10 protein-coding genes and 2 pseudogenes are annotated in these 15,836 nt (G+C 70.2%); 7 read left to right on the top strand and 5 right to left on the bottom strand.

The window, feature by feature from the left end; all coding sequences use genetic code 11:
• The first annotated feature begins 64 nt into the window (after nt 1–64).
• The 4 genes from AB8998_RS22800 (at nt 65) to AB8998_RS22785 (ending at nt 6,231) form a co-directional block, all read left to right on the top strand.
• Nucleotides 65–1,246: a zinc-dependent alcohol dehydrogenase gene (locus AB8998_RS22800; protein WP_369739895.1), complete on the top strand. Its 1,182-nt coding sequence runs from the start codon at nt 65–67 to the stop codon at nt 1,244–1,246.
• A gap of 93 nt (nt 1,247–1,339) precedes the next feature.
• Nucleotides 1,340–3,490 (top strand): glycogen debranching protein GlgX, encoded by a 2,151-nt coding sequence (gene glgX / locus AB8998_RS22795; RefSeq protein WP_369739894.1) that lies wholly within the window; start codon nt 1,340–1,342, stop codon nt 3,488–3,490.
• A 130-nt stretch (nt 3,491–3,620) separates the two neighbouring features.
• Nucleotides 3,621–5,372, top strand: a complete 1,752-nt coding sequence (locus AB8998_RS22790; RefSeq protein WP_369739893.1) for a diguanylate cyclase domain-containing protein — start codon at nt 3,621–3,623, stop codon at nt 5,370–5,372.
• A 79-nt stretch (nt 5,373–5,451) separates the two neighbouring features.
• Nucleotides 5,452–6,231, top strand: a complete 780-nt coding sequence (locus AB8998_RS22785; protein ID WP_369741715.1) for an SDR family oxidoreductase — start codon at nt 5,452–5,454, stop codon at nt 6,229–6,231.
• 13 nt (nt 6,232–6,244) lie between these two features.
• Here the strand turns inward: AB8998_RS22785 and AB8998_RS22780 are convergent, their stop codons facing one another.
• Both AB8998_RS22780 and AB8998_RS22775 read right to left on the bottom strand, forming a co-directional pair.
• A complete protein-coding gene (locus AB8998_RS22780; RefSeq protein WP_369739891.1) occupies nt 6,245–7,213 on the bottom strand; it encodes an aldo/keto reductase in 969 nt (322 codons plus the stop codon).
• Nucleotides 7,214–7,235: 22 nt separating this feature from the next.
• A complete protein-coding gene (locus AB8998_RS22775) occupies nt 7,236–8,282 on the bottom strand; it encodes a sensor domain-containing protein (protein WP_369739890.1) in 1,047 nt (348 codons plus the stop codon).
• A 235-nt stretch (nt 8,283–8,517) separates the two neighbouring features.
• On the opposite strand from AB8998_RS22775, the gene AB8998_RS22770 reads away from it, so the two are divergent.
• The 3 genes and pseudogenes from AB8998_RS22770 to AB8998_RS22760 form a co-directional block, all read left to right on the top strand.
• Nucleotides 8,518–9,078 (top strand): hemerythrin domain-containing protein, encoded by a 561-nt coding sequence (locus AB8998_RS22770; protein ID WP_369739888.1) that lies wholly within the window; start codon nt 8,518–8,520, stop codon nt 9,076–9,078.
• 265 nt (nt 9,079–9,343) lie between these two features.
• Nucleotides 9,344–9,631, top strand: a pseudogene (locus tag AB8998_RS22765) (LLM class flavin-dependent oxidoreductase); the annotation flags it as partial.
• A 76-nt stretch (nt 9,632–9,707) separates the two neighbouring features.
• Nucleotides 9,708–9,971, top strand: a pseudogene (locus AB8998_RS22760) (uracil-DNA glycosylase family protein); the annotation flags it as partial.
• A gap of 7 nt (nt 9,972–9,978) precedes the next feature.
• Here AB8998_RS22760 and AB8998_RS22755 read toward each other — a convergent pair.
• From AB8998_RS22755 to AB8998_RS22745, 3 genes are read right to left on the bottom strand one after another with little or no spacing between them, the layout of a single operon-like run.
• Nucleotides 9,979–12,873 carry an FAD-binding and (Fe-S)-binding domain-containing protein gene (locus tag AB8998_RS22755; protein ID WP_369739887.1) on the bottom strand — a complete coding sequence of 965 codons (2,895 nt, stop codon included), beginning with the start codon at nt 12,871–12,873 and terminating at the stop codon, nt 9,979–9,981.
• Between the two features lie 34 nt (nt 12,874–12,907).
• Nucleotides 12,908–14,032, bottom strand: a complete 1,125-nt coding sequence (locus AB8998_RS22750) for an enolase C-terminal domain-like protein (protein WP_369739886.1) — start codon at nt 14,030–14,032, stop codon at nt 12,908–12,910.
• A 6-nt stretch (nt 14,033–14,038) separates the two neighbouring features.
• Nucleotides 14,039–15,832, bottom strand: coding sequence for a thiamine pyrophosphate-requiring protein (locus AB8998_RS22745; RefSeq protein ID WP_369739884.1), 1,794 nt, complete (start codon nt 15,830–15,832; stop codon nt 14,039–14,041).
• Between the last annotated feature and the right edge of the window lie 4 nt (nt 15,833–15,836).

Here is a 15,836-nt window from a genome sequence, read left to right as displayed (position 1 = left end):
GGATTTTTCGGGGCGCTGCAGCGGTCCTGAGTTTCGGCGCCCGCAGGACGGGTATGGGCCAGGCATGAAGGCTGTCACATGGCACGGCAAACGCGACGTCCGGGTGGAGTCGGTTCCCGATCCCAGGATCGAAAAGCCCACCGACGCGATCATCGAGGTCACCTCGACCAACATCTGCGGCTCCGACCTGCACCTCTACGAGGTGCTCGGGGCCTTCATGAAGCCCGGTGACGTGCTGGGCCACGAGCCGATGGGGATCGTCCGCGAGGTCGGTGGGGAAACGGGCGACCTGCGGGTCGGCGACCGCGTCGTCATCCCCTTCCAGATCTCGTGCGGCAGCTGCTACATGTGCGACAAGCAGCTCTACACCCAGTGCGAGACCACCCAGGTGCGCGAAAAGGGTATGGGAGCAGCACTGTTCGGCTATTCGGAGCTCTACGGCGAGGTGCCCGGGGGCCAGGCCGAACTGCTGCGTGTGCCCCAGGCCCAGTTCACGCACATCAAAGTGCCTGAGGGGCCGCCGGATTCGCGCTTCGTCTACCTGTCCGACGTGCTGCCGACCGCCTGGCAGGCGGTGGCCTACGCCGACATCCCGGAGGGCGGCACGGTGGCGGTGCTCGGCCTGGGCCCGATCGGGGACATGGCCGCGCGCATCGCCGACCATCTCGGCTACCGCGTCATCGCGGTGGACCTGGTGCCCGAACGGCTGGCGCGGGCCGCGCAGCGCGGCATTCACACTGTCGACCTGGGGCGGCTGGACGGCCCGGTCGGCGACGCGGTCCGCGACCTGACGGACGGCCGGGGCCCGGACTCCGTGATCGACGCGGTGGGAATGGAGGCGCACGGCTCCCCGGTGGCCCAACTAGCCCAGCAGGCCACCGGCATGCTGCCGGACGTGGTCGCCAAGCGGCTGATGCAGACCGCCGGAATCGACCGGCTAGCCGCCGTGCACTCGGCCATCGACATCGTGCGTCGCGGCGGGACGATCTCGCTGGCTGGGGTCTACGGCGGAATGGCCGACCCCTTCCCGATGCTGATCATGTTCGACAAGCAGGTGACCGTGCGGATGGGCCAGGCCAACGTCAAGCGCTGGGTGGACGACATCATGCCGCTGCTGACCGACGACGACCCGCTCGGCGTGGATACGTTCGCGACCCACGTGCTGCCCCTGGACGAGGCGCCGCACGGCTACGAGATCTTCCAGAAGAAACAGGACGGTGCCGTGAAAGTGCTGCTGAAACCGTGACCGGGGCCCGGGGTGGCCCGCAAAAGCCCTGTCTGCCAAAGACATTCCCGTAAGCCGGTTTGATCGCCGCGCCACTCGGGTATCAGGTGCGCCATGACGAGCGCCGAAGTACCCGTCCCCACGCCCACCGGTGAACTCTGGCCGGGCAAGGCCTACCCGCTGGGTGCCACCTACGACGGCGCGGGGACCAACTTCGCGGTCTTCTCCGAGGCGGCCGAGCGAGTCGAGCTGTGCCTGTTCGACGCCGACGGCACCGAGTCGCGGGTGCGGCTGCCCGAGGTCGACGGGTTCGTCTGGCACTCCTACATCCCCGGTATCGAACCCGGCCAGCGCTACGGCTACCGCGTCCACGGCCCGTACGACCCGGAGAACGGGCTGCGGTGCAACCCGAACAAGCTGCTGGTGGACCCGTACTCGAAGGCCATCGACGGCAGCTTCGAGTGGAACCAGTCCCTGTTCGGCTACAACTTCGGTGACCCCGACAGCCGCAACGACGAGGACTCCGCGCCCAGCATGCCCAAGTCGGTGGTGATCAGCCCGTACTTCGACTGGGGCAACGACCGGCCGCCGGGCCACGAGTACGCCGACAGCGTGATCTACGAGGCGCACGTCAAGGGCCTTACCCAGACCCACCCCGACATCCCCGACCAGATGCGCGGCACCTACGCCGGGGTGGCGCACCCGGTGATGATCGAGCACCTCAAGAGCATCGGAGTCACCGCGATCGAGCTGATGCCGGTGCACCACTTCGCCAACGACTCGACCCTGGTCGACAAGGGTCTGTCGAACTACTGGGGCTACAACACGATCGGGTTCTTCGCGCCCGACTTCAAATACTCCAGCTCGAAGTCGCCGGGCGGACAGGTGCAGGAGTTCAAGGCGATGGTGCGCGCCCTGCACGAGGCGGACATCGAGGTCATCTTGGACGTCGTCTACAACCACACCGCCGAGGGCAACCACATGGGACCGACGCTGTGCATGCGCGGCATCGACAACGCCGCCTACTACCGGCTGGTCGACGACGACAAGCGCTACTACATGGACTACACCGGCACGGGCAACAGCCTCAACGTCGGGCATCCGCACGCGCTGCAGCTGATCATGGACTCGCTGCGCTACTGGGTGCTGGAGATGCACGTGGACGGATTCCGTTTCGACCTGGCCTCGACTCTGGCCCGCGAGTTCTACGACGTGGACCGGCTGGCCACGTTTTTCGAACTCGTGCAACAGGATCCGACGGTCAGCCAGGTCAAGCTCATTGCGGAACCGTGGGACGTCGGGCCGGGCGGCTATCAGGTGGGCAACTTCCCGCCGCAGTGGACTGAGTGGAATGGCAAGTACCGCGACACCGTCCGCGACTTCTGGCGGGGCGAGCCCGCAACGCTCGACGAGTTCGCCTACCGGCTGTCGGGGTCGTCCGACCTCTACGAGCACACCGCGCGCCGGCCGGTGGCCTCGATCAACTTCGTCACCGCCCACGACGGGTTCACGCTGCGCGACCTGGTGTCCTACAACGAGAAGCACAACGAGGCCAACGGCGAGGACAACAACGACGGCGAGAGTCACAACCGCTCGTGGAACTGCGGCGCCGAGGGGCCGACCGACGACGCCGACGTCAACGAGCTGCGCGCCCGCCAGCAGCGCAACTTCCTGACCACTCTGCTGCTGTCGCAGGGGGTGCCGATGATCTGCCACGGCGACGAACTCGGGCGCACCCAGGACGGCAACAACAACGGCTACTGCCAGGACAACGAACTCACCTGGATCGACTGGGACGGCGCCGACACCGGCCTGCTTGAGTTCACTCGCACCGTGTCGGCGCTGCGCGCCGAGCACCCGGTGTTCCGCAGGCGGCGGTTCTTCTCCGGCAAGCCGCTGGGCCGGCGCGGCCAGGACGGCCTGGCCGACATCTCCTGGTTCACCCCCGAGGGCACGGAGATGACCGAAGAGGACTGGGGCGCCGGGTTCGCCAAGTCGGTCACGGTGTTCCTCAACGGCCACGGCATCCCCGACCGCGACCCGCGGGGGCAGCGGGTGGTCGATGACTCGTTCCTGCTGTGCTTCAACGCCCACCACGAGCCGATCGAATTCACCCTTCCGTCAAAGGAATTCGGGGCCTCTTGGCAGGTGGTGGTGTTCACCGGGCCGGAGGAGAGGACTCCGGCCGACGAGGTTCCCGGGGGTGGCAAGCTGACCGTGGAGGCCTACGCTGCCGTGGTGTTGCAGGCCCCGGAGGGCGCCTGACGGCCCTCGTGACGTTCCCTCCCGGTCGGCGCGACATCGCCGCCGCCCCGTGTGAGATTTCGTCACGAGGTCACCGATCTCCCCGGTTCGACGGCCCCGACCTCGGTGAGTGCCGCACAATGTCGATGCCATGGATCCCCACCCCGACGCGCGTCTGCAGGCGTCGCTGGCCCGGTACGGCCGGGTAGCGGTGGCGGTGGCGCTCGCCGTCGCCGTGACGGACTGGGTGGGCTGGGCGAGCGGCGTCGAGCCGTTGACGCGGATCAACCCGTCGTGGCCGCAGATGACGCCGTGGACCGCGCTGTGGCTGGCCGCGCTGGCGGCCGCGGTCGCGGCGCAATCGGGACGGCCGTCGCGCGCTCGGGTGTGGGCCGGGCGCGGCCTGGCCGCGGCGGTGGGCGTGCTCGCCGCCGCGGTCCTCGCCGAGTACGCGACCGCCCGGTCGTTCGGCCTGGACGACGTGTGGTTCACCGCAGCGGTGCGCATGCTGCAATCGTCCTGGCCGGGGCGCCCGAGCCCGCAGACGGCGTGGGCGGTGCTGCTGGTGGCCGCCGCCGTCGGGATGATGCGGCTGGACCGCGGGACCTCCGCGGCCTGGAAGTTGTGCGTGGCGGCCGGCGGTGCGATCGCGTTCGTGTCGGTCGTGGCCTACCTGTTCGACGCCGTGTCGCTGGTGGGCGTCACGCCATCGACCGGCCAGTCGATCTCGACGGCGTTGACCCTGGTACTGGTGGTCACCGCCGCGGTGGCGGCCCGGCCCGACCGGTTTCCGCTCGCCTGGCTGCTCGCCAGGCCCGACCGGCGCTCGCTGGTCCGGCTGATGGGGATCCTCGCCGGGTTCCCTGTCGTCGTGGCGCTGTCGCGGGCGGCGTTCCTGGCGGCCGGCCTCGGGGCGCACGCGGAGTGGACCCTGTCGATCGTGATGGGCACGATGATCGTCGGCGCGGTCACGTTCTACCTGAGCCAGCGCGAGCAGCGGGTGCTGATCGAGAAGGAGCAGGTCAGCAAGCAACGCGCCGACGCCGAGGCGCGCTACCGCCTCCTCGCCGACAACGCCGTGGACATCATCGTGCACCTGCGCGGCAGCAAGATCGGATGGATCTCGCCGTCCGTGGAGGCCGCCCTGGGCGGGCCGCCGCGGCAGTGGGTCGGCACGGACCTGAGCAGGTGCATCCACCCGGACGACATGGACACGGTGGTGGCCGTGCTGGGCGGCACCGCCGTCGGCGACTCGGTGCTGCGGCGTTTCCGGGTCCGCTCCACCGACGGCGACTACCACTGGATCGACAGTCACGCCAAGCCCTACGTCGATGCCGACGGCAACGCCGACGGGATGATCGCGGCGCTGCGCATCGTCGACGATCGGGTCGAGGCGGAGCAGCGGCTGGAGCGGTTGGCCCGGTTCGACAACCTGACCGGGCTGGCGAACCGGGCCGAGGCGATCGACCGCCTGGAGTCGGCGCTGCAGCAATCGCCGACCCTCGGCGCGCAGCTGGGCATCCTGTACTGCGACGTCGACCGCTTCAAGGACATCAACGACACGTGGGGCCACGTCGTGGGCGACGCCGTGCTCACCACCCTGGCGGCCCGGATTTGCGAATGCGTCCGCGAAGGCGACACCGTCGGGCGGACGGGAGGCGACGAGATCCTGGTCCTTTTACCCGGCATCGAAAGCATCGACGCGGCCGCCCAGATCGCCGAGAAGATTCGCTCGCGGGCCGCCGAACCCATCCAGGAATCCGGGTGCACGATCGTGGCGACCCTGAGCATCGGCGTGACCATCGCCGTGCCCGGGGAGGCGGTCACGTCGATCACGGCCCGCGCCGACGCGGCGATGTACCAGGCCAAATCGGCCGAGGGGAACGCCGTCATCCGCATCTGAGCGGGCGGGGCACCGCGATCCGGTAGGTTTCTCGCCAGTGGTTGTGTCGTTACAGAAAAGGGTGAATATGTCACGGACAGTGGTGGTTGGCGCCTCGAGCGGCCTCGGGCGCTGCATTGGTGTCGGCCTCGCGCGGCGCGGCGATCAGGTGGCGCTGCTGGCCCGGCGCCGGGAGCGTATCGAGGCCGCTGCTCGGGAGGCGGGAGCCGGCGCGATCGCCGTGGAATGCGACGTCACCGACGAGGCATCGTGCCGGTCGGCGATCAGCTATGCCGCCGACGCGCTCGGCGGCATCGACAACCTCGTCTACACCCCGGCCGTCGGGCCGCTGGTCCGCATGGTCGACACCGACGCCGATACGTGGCGGCGGATCTTCGACACGAATGTGATCGGCGCGGCCCTGGTCACGGCCGCAGCGGTGCCGTACCTGACGGCCCCTGCCGGCACGGGGGCCGGCAAGGCGGTCTACCTGTCCTCCGACGCGGGAACGTTCGGGCCGCCCTGGCCGGGGCTGGGGGCCTACGGCGTCAGCAAGGCGGCGCTGGAGCGCCTCGTCGAGGCGTGGCGGGCCGAGCATCCCGACATCGGCTTCACGACGCTCATCGTGGGGGAGTGCCCCGGCGGCGAGGGCGACGCGGCGACCGGGATGAACATCGGCTGGGACGTGGACCTGGCGATGAAGGCCGTGCCGCTGTGGGCGTCCCGCGGCTGCATGCCCGGCAAGCTGATGCCCGTCGAGGATCTCATCGAGATCGTGCACACGATCCTGCGCACGGACGCGGCGACGTCGATGCCGCTCGTGGTGGCCCGCGGCGCGCCCGCCGCCACCGCGGCGTTCACCGACTCCGCCCAGCCGTAGCGCCGGCGGCGGCTCAGCGGCCCAGCTTCTCGCGGACCTTGCCGGTGAGGAAGCGGCCGGCCGAGACCGGTCGGAACGCGCGGGCGGCGGCGGTGAGCGCGTCGCGGGCCTGGGCGGGCAGCTCGACGTCGGCGGCGGCGACGTTGAACTCGAGCTGCTCGACGCTGGAGGCCCCGGGGATGGCGACGACGCCCGGTAGGCTGATCAGCCACGCCAGCGCCACCTGGGCCGGCTTGGCGCCCACCTGCGCGGCGACGTCGCGCAACGTCTGCAGCAGCGGCTCGATGCGGCGCAGGTTCTCGGTGCCGAACAGCGGGTTGAGCGCGCGGATGCCGCCGGGCCGGTTTTCCAGGCCGTATTTGCCGCCCAGCAGGCCCTGGGCCAGGGGGCTGTAGGCGATCACGACGCGGTTCTCGCGCTCGGCGAACGGCACCAGGTCCTCGAGTGCGCCGGCGTGGGCGAGCGAGAAATGGACCTGGTTGCTGATCACCGGGCGGCCGAGCGCGGCGTCGGCCTTGCGCCACCGCGCCAGCGAGTAGTTGGAGACCCCGGCCGCGCCGATCCTGCCGCGCTCCAGCAGGTCACGCATGCCGGGCATGATCACCGAGTCCGGGAACACCGGGTTCGGCTGGTGGATCTGGTAGAGCGGGATACGATCCAGCCCCAGCCGCCGCGCGCTGGCGGACTCGCGCTGCCTGACCACGGCGGGGAAGGGGGCGACGGGCATGATCTTGCTGGCCACCGCGACCTCGGCCCGCTCGGCACCGAGCGCCTCGCCGAGGATGCGCTCGCTCTTGCCCAGCCCGTAGACCTCGGCGGTGTCGAACAGCGTCACCCCCAGGGCGCGGGCTCGCCGCACGATGTCACCGGCGGCGCCGGAGGCGTAGCGGTCCCCGTAACCCCACTCGCGCGACCCGAACTGCCATGTGCCCAGGCCGATCCGGCTGACGCGTCCGACCCCGTCGACGTCGACATATCGCATGCGCCCACCCTACTGGCCAGCGCTACCGGGGGATCTTGTCGAGGATGAAGTTGGCGATGCTCACCGCGGACTGGCGCGGGATGTGGCCGTCGGTCGTGCCGCTGCAGGACACGTAGAGGTCGACCACGACGTTGGACCGGGCCGCGATCGCCCGCACGGAGCGCACCTGCAGCCCGCGCGGCACCAGGTCCAGCGTCGTGATGCCGTCCCCGGCGTCGGCGGGCTCGCCCAGCGAAAACGGGATCGCCTGCCCGCCGGGAAGGGTCACCGCGACGGTGGAGCCGCCGCACTCGCGCCACCCGGACAGCAGGTTCGCCAGCTGCGACTGGGCCGCGGGCGGGTCGCGGAAGGCCGCGACCGCCAGGATCGCCTGCGTCGACTTGAGGAAGCTGCGCGTGTCGGAGAACTCCGCCGCGCGGTAGCCGAAGATGGAGCCGGCGGTGTAGGCGTCCGGGGTCCCCGGCGCGACGCTTCCCCAGCACTGCGGGCGGTCGATGGTGCCCTCCCGGTCGGAGCGGGCCGGATGGTCCCACGTCTGGCCGGCCACGAGGTTCTGGTCGCCGGTGATGTTCTGCAGGTCGCTCAGGCCGGGCAAAAGCGCGCCCACGGCGTTCGGCGCCACCGTGGGCACCGGCGCGGCGGTGGTGGCGGGCGCGCCGGGCGCCGCGGTGTGGTGCGAGGTGGAAACGGCCAGCGTGGCCCAGGCGATCAGCGCGAACACCGCCAGCGTGACGAAGGCGTACGACAGCGCCACGCCGGCCACCGCGCGGCCGTGGCCACGCTCGCCGCTGCGCCGGATCTGTGCGAGCGCCACGTGTCCCAGTAGCGCGCCGACGGGGGCGCACAGGAACGCGAAGATCAGCGACAGCGTGGCGACCGCATTGACGGGCGCCGGGTAGGGGGTCACCGGCGGGGGCGGGAGCACCGGCGGGCCCGCCGGCGGGCCCGCGGGTGGGCCGGCGTACGGAACCCGGCCGAGCGGGTCGTAGCTGAACGGGCCTTGGCCGTAGGGAGCCTGGCCGTAGGGAGCCTGGCCGTAGGAGCCAGAGGAATCGTGGGGAGCGCTCACTGCGGTGCCCTCCTCGGTGTGGGTCCTGCCGCGAATGTATCCGACGGAGGGCCGTGGTGCGCCAAGGATCCGTCCGCGATCCTCCCGGAAAGTTGCTGGGCACCGGCCGCGGGACGTCCGCGAATCGTGGTGCGACCGGCGCCGGGAAGGTTTGGCATCGGGGGCGACGGGTAGCCAGAACGGGAGCGCGCCAACAGCCCGGCGCGCGAGCCACGACCATGCAGGGGAGGACACCATGGCTCGATCCACCATCACGTCGCCCACCGATGTGATCGACTTTCTCGTTAGCCAGCACGAGCAGATCAAGTCGCTGTTCGCCAACACCTTGGCGGCCTCCGGCGAGGCCCGGGAGAAGGCCTTCGTCGATCTGCGGCGGCTGCTCGCCGTGCACGAGACCGCCGAGGAGGAGATCGTGCACCCGCGGGCCAAGCGCAAGCTCGCCGAAGGCGCCGAGGTCGTCGACAAGCGCCTCAAGGAAGAGCACGAGGCCAAGACGGTGCTGCAGAAGCTGGAGAAGCTCGACGTCGACAGCGAGGAATTCACCACGATGCTGACCGAACTGCGCGACGCCGTCGTCGAGCACGCGACCCACGAGGAGAAGGACGAGTTCGCCAAGCTGGGCGAGCAGTTGGACGGCGCGGAGCTCGAGAGCATGGGCCGTGCCGCCAAGCTCGCCGAGGCGATCGCCCCCACCCGGCCGCACGCCGGAGTGGAGTCGCAGGTCGCCAACCTCGTCGCGGGACCGTTCGCGGCGATGCTCGACCGCGCCCGCGACGCCATCACCGGCAAGGGTTGATCTACAGGGTGTTTCGCACCCGTCGGCAGGGGTAGGCCCAGGGGCATGACGTCCCTGGGCCACTTCCTGAGTTGCGAGGCATTCACTCCCGACGAGCTGGTGCACCAAGCCGCGCGCGCCGAATCCGCCGGCTTCGAACGCCTGTGGATCTCCGACCACTTCCACCCGTGGAACGACAAGCAGGGCCAGAGTCCCTTCGTGTGGTCGGTGGTCGGTGCGCTAGGCGTGTTCGCTGCCGATCACCACGGCGGTCACCTGCCCCATCGTGCGGATCCACCCGGCGGTGATCGCGCAGGCGGCCGCGACCAGCGCGGTGCAGTGCAACGGGCGGTTCGTGCTGGGCCTGGGCACCGGGGAGGCGCTCAACGAGCACATCACCGGCGAGCACTGGCCACCCGCGGGCACCCGGCTGGAGATGCTGGAGGAGTCGGTGGAGGTGATGCGCGAGCTGTCCACCGGCAAGCAGGTCAGCCACACCGGGCGGTCCTTCACGGTGGAGAACGCCCGCATCTACACGTTGCCCAAAGCTCCTGTCGCCATGTATATCTCGGCCTTCGGGCCGCGCGCGGCGCGCGTCGCCGGGCGCATCGGCGACGGGTTCCAGACGATGATGCCCTCGAGCGAGCTGATCGGTGCGGCCGCGGGTGGTCGTCTGCCTCGGCGCGACCGCCGCACAGTCGCTGTTGGGGACGGCGTTTCGGGTGTCCGCCCACCGCGGCGAGGTGCTGGAACCGCCCCCCGAGGTCGAGGAGGCGGTGGCCCCCGGGCAGGCGCCCGCCATCGTGGCGACGGTGCACCCGTCGGCGGTGCTGCGCGACCGCAGCGACCGCCACGACGAGGCCTACACGCCGTTCGTCGACGACCTGCGGGGCGCGCGGGAAGCGCTCAGATAGGGCGATCTCACCCGGGCGGCGGCAGGGCCCGGGCGAGCACCTGTGCGGTGTGCACCGGGTGCCGGCCGGAGGCCAGTTCCCGGATCTGGGTGCGGCAGCTGAACCCGTCGGAGATCACCAGCGTGCCGGGATCGGCGTCGCGCAGGGCCGGCAGCAGCTTGTCCTCGGCGCAGGCCACCGACACGTCGTAGTGGCCGTTCTCGAAGCCGAAATTGCCTGCCAGGCCGCAACATCCGGCGTCGAGGACGTCGGCGTGCACCCCGGCGCCGCCGAGCAGCTCGCGCTCGTGGGTGTAACCCAGCAGCGCATGCTGATGGCAGTGCTGTTGCACGATCGCTTCGGTGGCCCCGGCGCTGACCCGGGGCGGCTCCCAGTCGGGGGCCTTGTTGGCCAGCAGGTCGCCCAGGGTGTAGGTCTGATCGGCCAGCCGATGGGCGTCGGTGTCGTCGTACAGCAGTTCCGGCAGATCGGAGCGGAACACCGCCGCGCAGCTGGGCTCGAGCACCACCACCGGCGTGCCGCTGCGCAGCGCCGGGCGGAGGGTCGAAAGCGTGCGCTGCAGAACGCGTTTGGCGACGCCGAGTTGTCCGGTCGAGATCCAGGTGAGCCCGCAGCACACGGTCCGGCGCGGAACCTGGACCTCGAAGCCGGCCGCCTCGAGCACCGCGACGGCGGCCTGCCCGACGGCGGGGTCGAAGTTGTTGACGAACGTGTCGGGCCACAGCAGCACCCGCCCGGGGGTCGGGGCGTTGACGCCGACCGGCCGCCCGGCGAACCACGAGCTGAACCGCTGCGGCGCGAAGTTCGGCACCTCGCGCTGCGGGGCGATGCCGCCGGCCTTCTTGAGCAGGCCCGACAGCGCGGGCGCGTGCGACACGGTGTTGAGCGCGCGCGGTGCCACCGCGGCCAGCCGCGCCCACAGCGGAATCCAGCCCATCGAATAGTGCGCCATCGGCCGGAACCGGTGCCGGTAGTGGTGGAACAGGAATTCGGCCTTGTAGGTGGCCATGTCGACGTTGACCGGGCACTCGCTGCGGCAACCCTTGCAGGCCAGGCACAGATCCAGCGCGTCGTGCACCTCGGTGGAGCGCCAGCCGTCGGTGATGACGTCGCCCTGCAGCATCTCGAACAGCAGCCGCGCCCGCCCGCGGGTGGAGTGCTCTTCCTCTCCGATGGCCCGGTAGCTGGGGCACATCACCCCGGATTCGTGGCCGCGGCACTTGCCGACGCCCATGCAGCGGGCCGCGGCGCGCGCGAAGCGGTGGTGGTCGTCGGGGTAGGCGAACATCGTCTCGGGCTCTGCGGGAAGGTAATCCACCCCCATGCGCAGGTTCTCGTCGAGCCGGTAGGCATTGACGACCTTGCCCGGGTTCATCCGGTTGTGCGGGTCGAACAGCGCCTTGACCTTCTCGAACGCCCCGACGATGCGGTCCCCGAACATGATTCCCAGCAACTCCCCGCGCGACTGCCCGTCGCCGTGCTCACCGGACAGCGAGCCTCCGTAGTTCACGACGAGCCGCGCCGCCTCCTCGGCGAACTCCCGGTAGGCGGCCAGCCCCTGGGCGGTCCACAGTACGAACGGGATCCGGGTGTGCACGCAGCCCTGCCCGAAATGCCCGTACAGCGAGGCGTCCCCATAGCCGTAGCGGTCAAGCATCTTGAGGACCTCGCGCAGGTAGTCACCCAGCCGGTCCGGGGGCACCGCCGAATCCTCCCAGCCCGCTAGGGTTTGGCGTCCGTTGGGCGGGAACGCGGTGGCACCCAGCGCGGCCTCGCGGGCGGCCCACACCTCCTGCTTGCTGCCCGGGTCGTCCAGCACCGTGGTGTCGCACTCGGCCATGCCGTGCAGCGCGTCCAGCATCGCCTTGGCCTTGCGGTCGGCCTCGTCCTGGTCGTCGCCGTCGAACTGCACCAGCAGCCAGGCCCGCCCGTCCGGCAGCTGTCGCAGCGCCTTCTCGGCCAGCCGCCGGGAGTGCTCGAGTTCGACCAGCCGGTCGTCCATGCCCTCCAGCGCCGCCGGCTGATGCTCGAGGATGGCCGGCACCGCGTCGGCGGCCGCGGGCAGGTCCTCGAAACCCAGGACGGCCAGGGCGCTGGCCGCGGGCACCCGCACCAGGGTCAGCTCGGCGCGCAGCACCGTCACCAGGGTGCTCTCGGAGCCGACCAGAGCCTTGGCCACGTGAAAGTCGTTCTCGGGCAACAACGAATCCAGGTTGTAGCCCGAAACCCTCCTGGGGATGTCCGGATACCGGGACCGGATCTCGTCGGCGTACTCGCCCGCGAGGTCCTTGAGGCCGCGGTATATCTCGGCGCGCCGGCCGCCCTCGCCGACGATGCGCGCGAACTCGTCGTCGCCGGTCGCACCGACCCACATCCGCAGCCCGTCGTAGGTGAGCACCTCAAGGCGGCGCACCGAGTCGACCATCTTGCCGTAGGCCTGCGCGGTGGAACCGCACGAGTTGTTGCCGATCATGCCGCCGATCGCGCAGCTCACGTGCGTGGAGGGCCGGGGACCGACCATCCAGCCCGACGACCTCAACCGGTCGTTGAGCGCGTCGAGCTTGATGCCGGGCTCCACCACGGCGATCCCGGCGTCGGTGTCGACGGAAACCACGCGGGTGCAGTACTTGCTCCAGTCGAGCACCACCGCGGTGTTGCAGCACTGCCCGGCCAGGCTGGTGCCACCCCCGCGGGACAGCACCGGCACGTCGTGGCGGCGGCAGACGGCGACGGCCTCGGCCGCGGCCTCCGGGGTGCGGGGCACCACGGCCCCGATGGGCACCTGGCGGTAGTTGGAGGCGTCGGTGGAATAGGCTGCCCGCGAGCCGGGATCGAAGCGGATCTCCCCGTCGACGTTGTCGCGCAGGTCGGCTGCCAGTGCGTCCAACAACTTCGCGGTCACGCCACCTCCTGGTCCCGCGGCAACTCGTTGCGGCTCAACTCGTCCGGTACTTCTCGATGTCACCGGCGCGAAGGTTGAGCCCGTGGCCCGGCGCGTCGGGGTCCGGCCGCATCAGCCCGCCCTGCGGCGAGACCGTTCCGTCGAACGCCATCTCCTCGATGCGGACGTGGTCGTGGAAGTACTCCATGTGGCGCAGGTTGGGCGTGGCCGCCGCGGCGTGCAGATGCAGATGCGGTGCGCAGTGGGCGGAGATCTCCAGGTTGTGGGAGGCGGCGACGGCCGCGACCCGCAGCCACTCGGTGATCCCGCCGCAGCGCGAGGCGTCGGCCTGCAGGCAGTCAACCGCGCCGGCCTGGCACATGCGGCGGAAGTAGATCAGGTCGTAGCCGTACTCGCCGGCGGTCACGTCGGCGTCGACCGCCTCGGCGACCAGGCGCAGCCCGTCTAGATCGTCGGAGGAGACGGGCTCCTCGAACCAGTGCACGTCCAGGTCGGCCGCGTCGGCCATCAGGCGGACCGCCTGCTTGCGGGTGTATCCGCCGTTGGCGTCGACGTAGAGTTCCACCGCGTCCCCGACCATCTCGCGGGCCTGCCGCATCCGGGCCAGGTCGCGATCCAGGCAGGTGCCCCACGACTCGCCGATCTTGATCTTCACCCGTGGGATGTCCAGCCGCTGAGTCCAGCGCAGCAGCTGTTCGCGCAGCTGCTGCTCGTCGTAGGTGGTGAAGCCGCCGCTGCCGTACACCGGGACCGCGTCGCGCAGCGCCCCGAGCAGCCGGTACAGCGGCAGCCCCAGCAGCCGCGCCTTGAGGTCCCACAGCGCGACGTCGATCGCCGAAATAGCTTGCCCCGCAACGCCGGGCCGGCCGATGTTGCGCACCGCCTTGATCATGGTGTCGGAGGCGCCGGTAACATCCAGCGCGTTGTGGCCGACCACCTCGTCGCTGAGCTTGCCCTCGATGAGATCGGCGCACACCGGGCTGCCGTAGGTCCACCCCGTGCCGACCTCGCCGTCGCAGTGGACCTGCACCACGATCATCGTGGTCGAATCCCACGCCATCGTGCCGTCGGCTTCGGGGGCGTCTGTCGGGATCGTGTAGGCGCTGACGTTCAGGTCGCCGACCGCGGTGCTCTTCTCGGCCAGTGCTAAGGAGGCCATGCTTTCTCAGCTCTTCTTGTGCGGCAGGAACTCCTGCGCCTTGGTCTTCAGGCCCACCATCGTGAAGCCGATCCGGTCCTCGTCGCCGGACAGGAAGGCGGTGGTGGTGGCCTTGAACTGGTCCCAGGTGGCGTGCGGCGGGATGGGTGGCATGTTCGGGTCGGTGTGGACGTCCATCACGGTCGGACGATCGGCCGCCAGCGCCTCGCGCCAGGCGTCGGCGAGTTCGTCGGGATCTTTCAGGGTCATCGCGCCCAGGCCGAGGCTGGACGCGAACGCGGCGAAGTCGATGTCGGGAAGACTTTGGGACTCCGTGAATTTCGGAGCTCCCGCCATGGCGCGCATCTCCCAGGTGACCTGGTTGAGGTCGTTGTTGTGCAGGATCGCCACGATCAGGCGCGGGTCGGCCCACTCCTTCCAGTACCGCTTGATCGTGATGAGCTCGGCCATGCCGTTCATCTGCATGGCGCCGTCACCGGCGAACACGATGACCGGCCGCTGCGGGTGGGCGAACTTCGCGCCGATACCGTAGGGAACCCCGGGTCCCATCGTGGCCAGGTTGCCCGACAGCGAGCCGCGCATGTCGCCGCGGAACTTCAGGTTGCGCGCGTACCAGTTCGCCGACGACCCGGAATCGGCTGTGACGATGGCGTTCTCGGGTAGCTGTGGGGACAGCTCGTGGAACAACCGCATGGGGTTGATGGGGTCGGCGCTGACCTTGGCCTCCATCGCCATGGTTTCCCACCAGCGGGTCACGTTGGCCTCGATGGTCTCTCGCCACTTGCGGTCCTCCTTGCGCCGCAGGTGCGGGATCAGCGCCTTCAGTGCCGACTTCGCGTCGGAGACCAGGTTCACCTCGTTGGGGTAGCGCATGCCGATGAACCGACCGTCGACGTCGATCTGCACCGCCCGGCACTGGTCGAAGTCGGGCAGGAACTGCGTGTAGGGGAAGCTGGAGCCGATGGTCAGCAGCGTGTCGCAGTCGCGCATCAGCTCGTAGCTGGGCCGGGTGCCCAGCAGGCCGATCGACCCGGTTACCCAAGGCAATTCGTCGGACAGCACGTCCTTGCCCAGCAACGGCTTGGCCGCGCCGGCGCCGAGCAGGTCGGCGACCTGGGCGACCTCCTCGTGCGCCCCGCGCGCGCCGCTGCCCACCAGCATCGCCACCTTGCTGCCCGCGTTGAGCACCTCGGCCGCCCGCGCGATGGCGGCGTCGTTGGGGTCGATCGACGGCCACTCGACGCCCAGGCTCGAGGGCACCATCTTGAACTCGTGGGTGGGCGGCGAGTACTCCAGCTCCTGCACGTCGGCCGGGATGATCAGCGCCGTCGGGGCGCGCTGAGCCATCGCCACCCGGATGGCGCGGTCCAGGACGTTGGGCAACTGCTCCGGGACGGTGATCATCTGGAGGTAGTCGCTGGCGACGTCCTTGAACAGCGACATCAGGTCCACCTCCTGCTGGTAGGACCCGCCCATGGCGCTGCGGTTGGTCTGGCCGACGATGGCCACGACCGGGACGTGGTCGAGTTTGGCGTCGTAGAGGCCGTTGAGCAGGTGGATGGCGCCCGGCCCCGACGTGGCCATGCACACGCCGACGCGCCCGGTGAACTTGGCGTAGCCGCACGCCTCGAAGGCGCTCATCTCCTCGTGGCGCGACTGGATGAACTGCGGCTCGTTGTCCGCGCGGCCGAACGCGGCGAGGATCCCGTTGATGCCGTCGCCGGGGAATGCGAAAACGTGCTCAACATCCCAGGCCCGCAGGCGCTCCAGCAGATAGTCCGCAACGTCTTTCTTGGACATCGGT

Origin of the sequence: Mycobacterium sp. HUMS_12744610 (assembly GCF_041206865.1) — a bacterium.
GTDB classification, from domain to species: domain Bacteria; phylum Actinomycetota; class Actinomycetes; order Mycobacteriales; family Mycobacteriaceae; genus Mycobacterium; species Mycobacterium servetii.
The sequence above is the reverse complement of the archived record's forward strand: the minus strand, read 5'-3'. Positions and strand labels throughout refer to the sequence as shown.

Coding starts and splice junctions, on each gene's coding strand:
- glgX (WP_369739894.1), top strand. CDS start 1,340: ATGACGAGCGCCGAAGTACCCGTCCCCACGCCCACCGGTGAACTCTGG.
- AB8998_RS22780 (WP_369739891.1), bottom strand. CDS start 7,213: ATGCGATATGTCGACGTCGACGGGGTCGGACGCGTCAGCCGGATCGGC.
- AB8998_RS22745 (WP_369739884.1), bottom strand. CDS start 15,832: ATGTCCAAGAAAGACGTTGCGGACTATCTGCTGGAGCGCCTGCGGGCC.
- AB8998_RS22750 (WP_369739886.1), bottom strand. CDS start 14,032: ATGGCCTCCTTAGCACTGGCCGAGAAGAGCACCGCGGTCGGCGACCTG.
- AB8998_RS22800 (WP_369739895.1), top strand. CDS start 65: ATGAAGGCTGTCACATGGCACGGCAAACGCGACGTCCGGGTGGAGTCG.
- AB8998_RS22790 (WP_369739893.1), top strand. CDS start 3,621: ATGGATCCCCACCCCGACGCGCGTCTGCAGGCGTCGCTGGCCCGGTAC.
- AB8998_RS22770 (WP_369739888.1), top strand. CDS start 8,518: ATGGCTCGATCCACCATCACGTCGCCCACCGATGTGATCGACTTTCTC.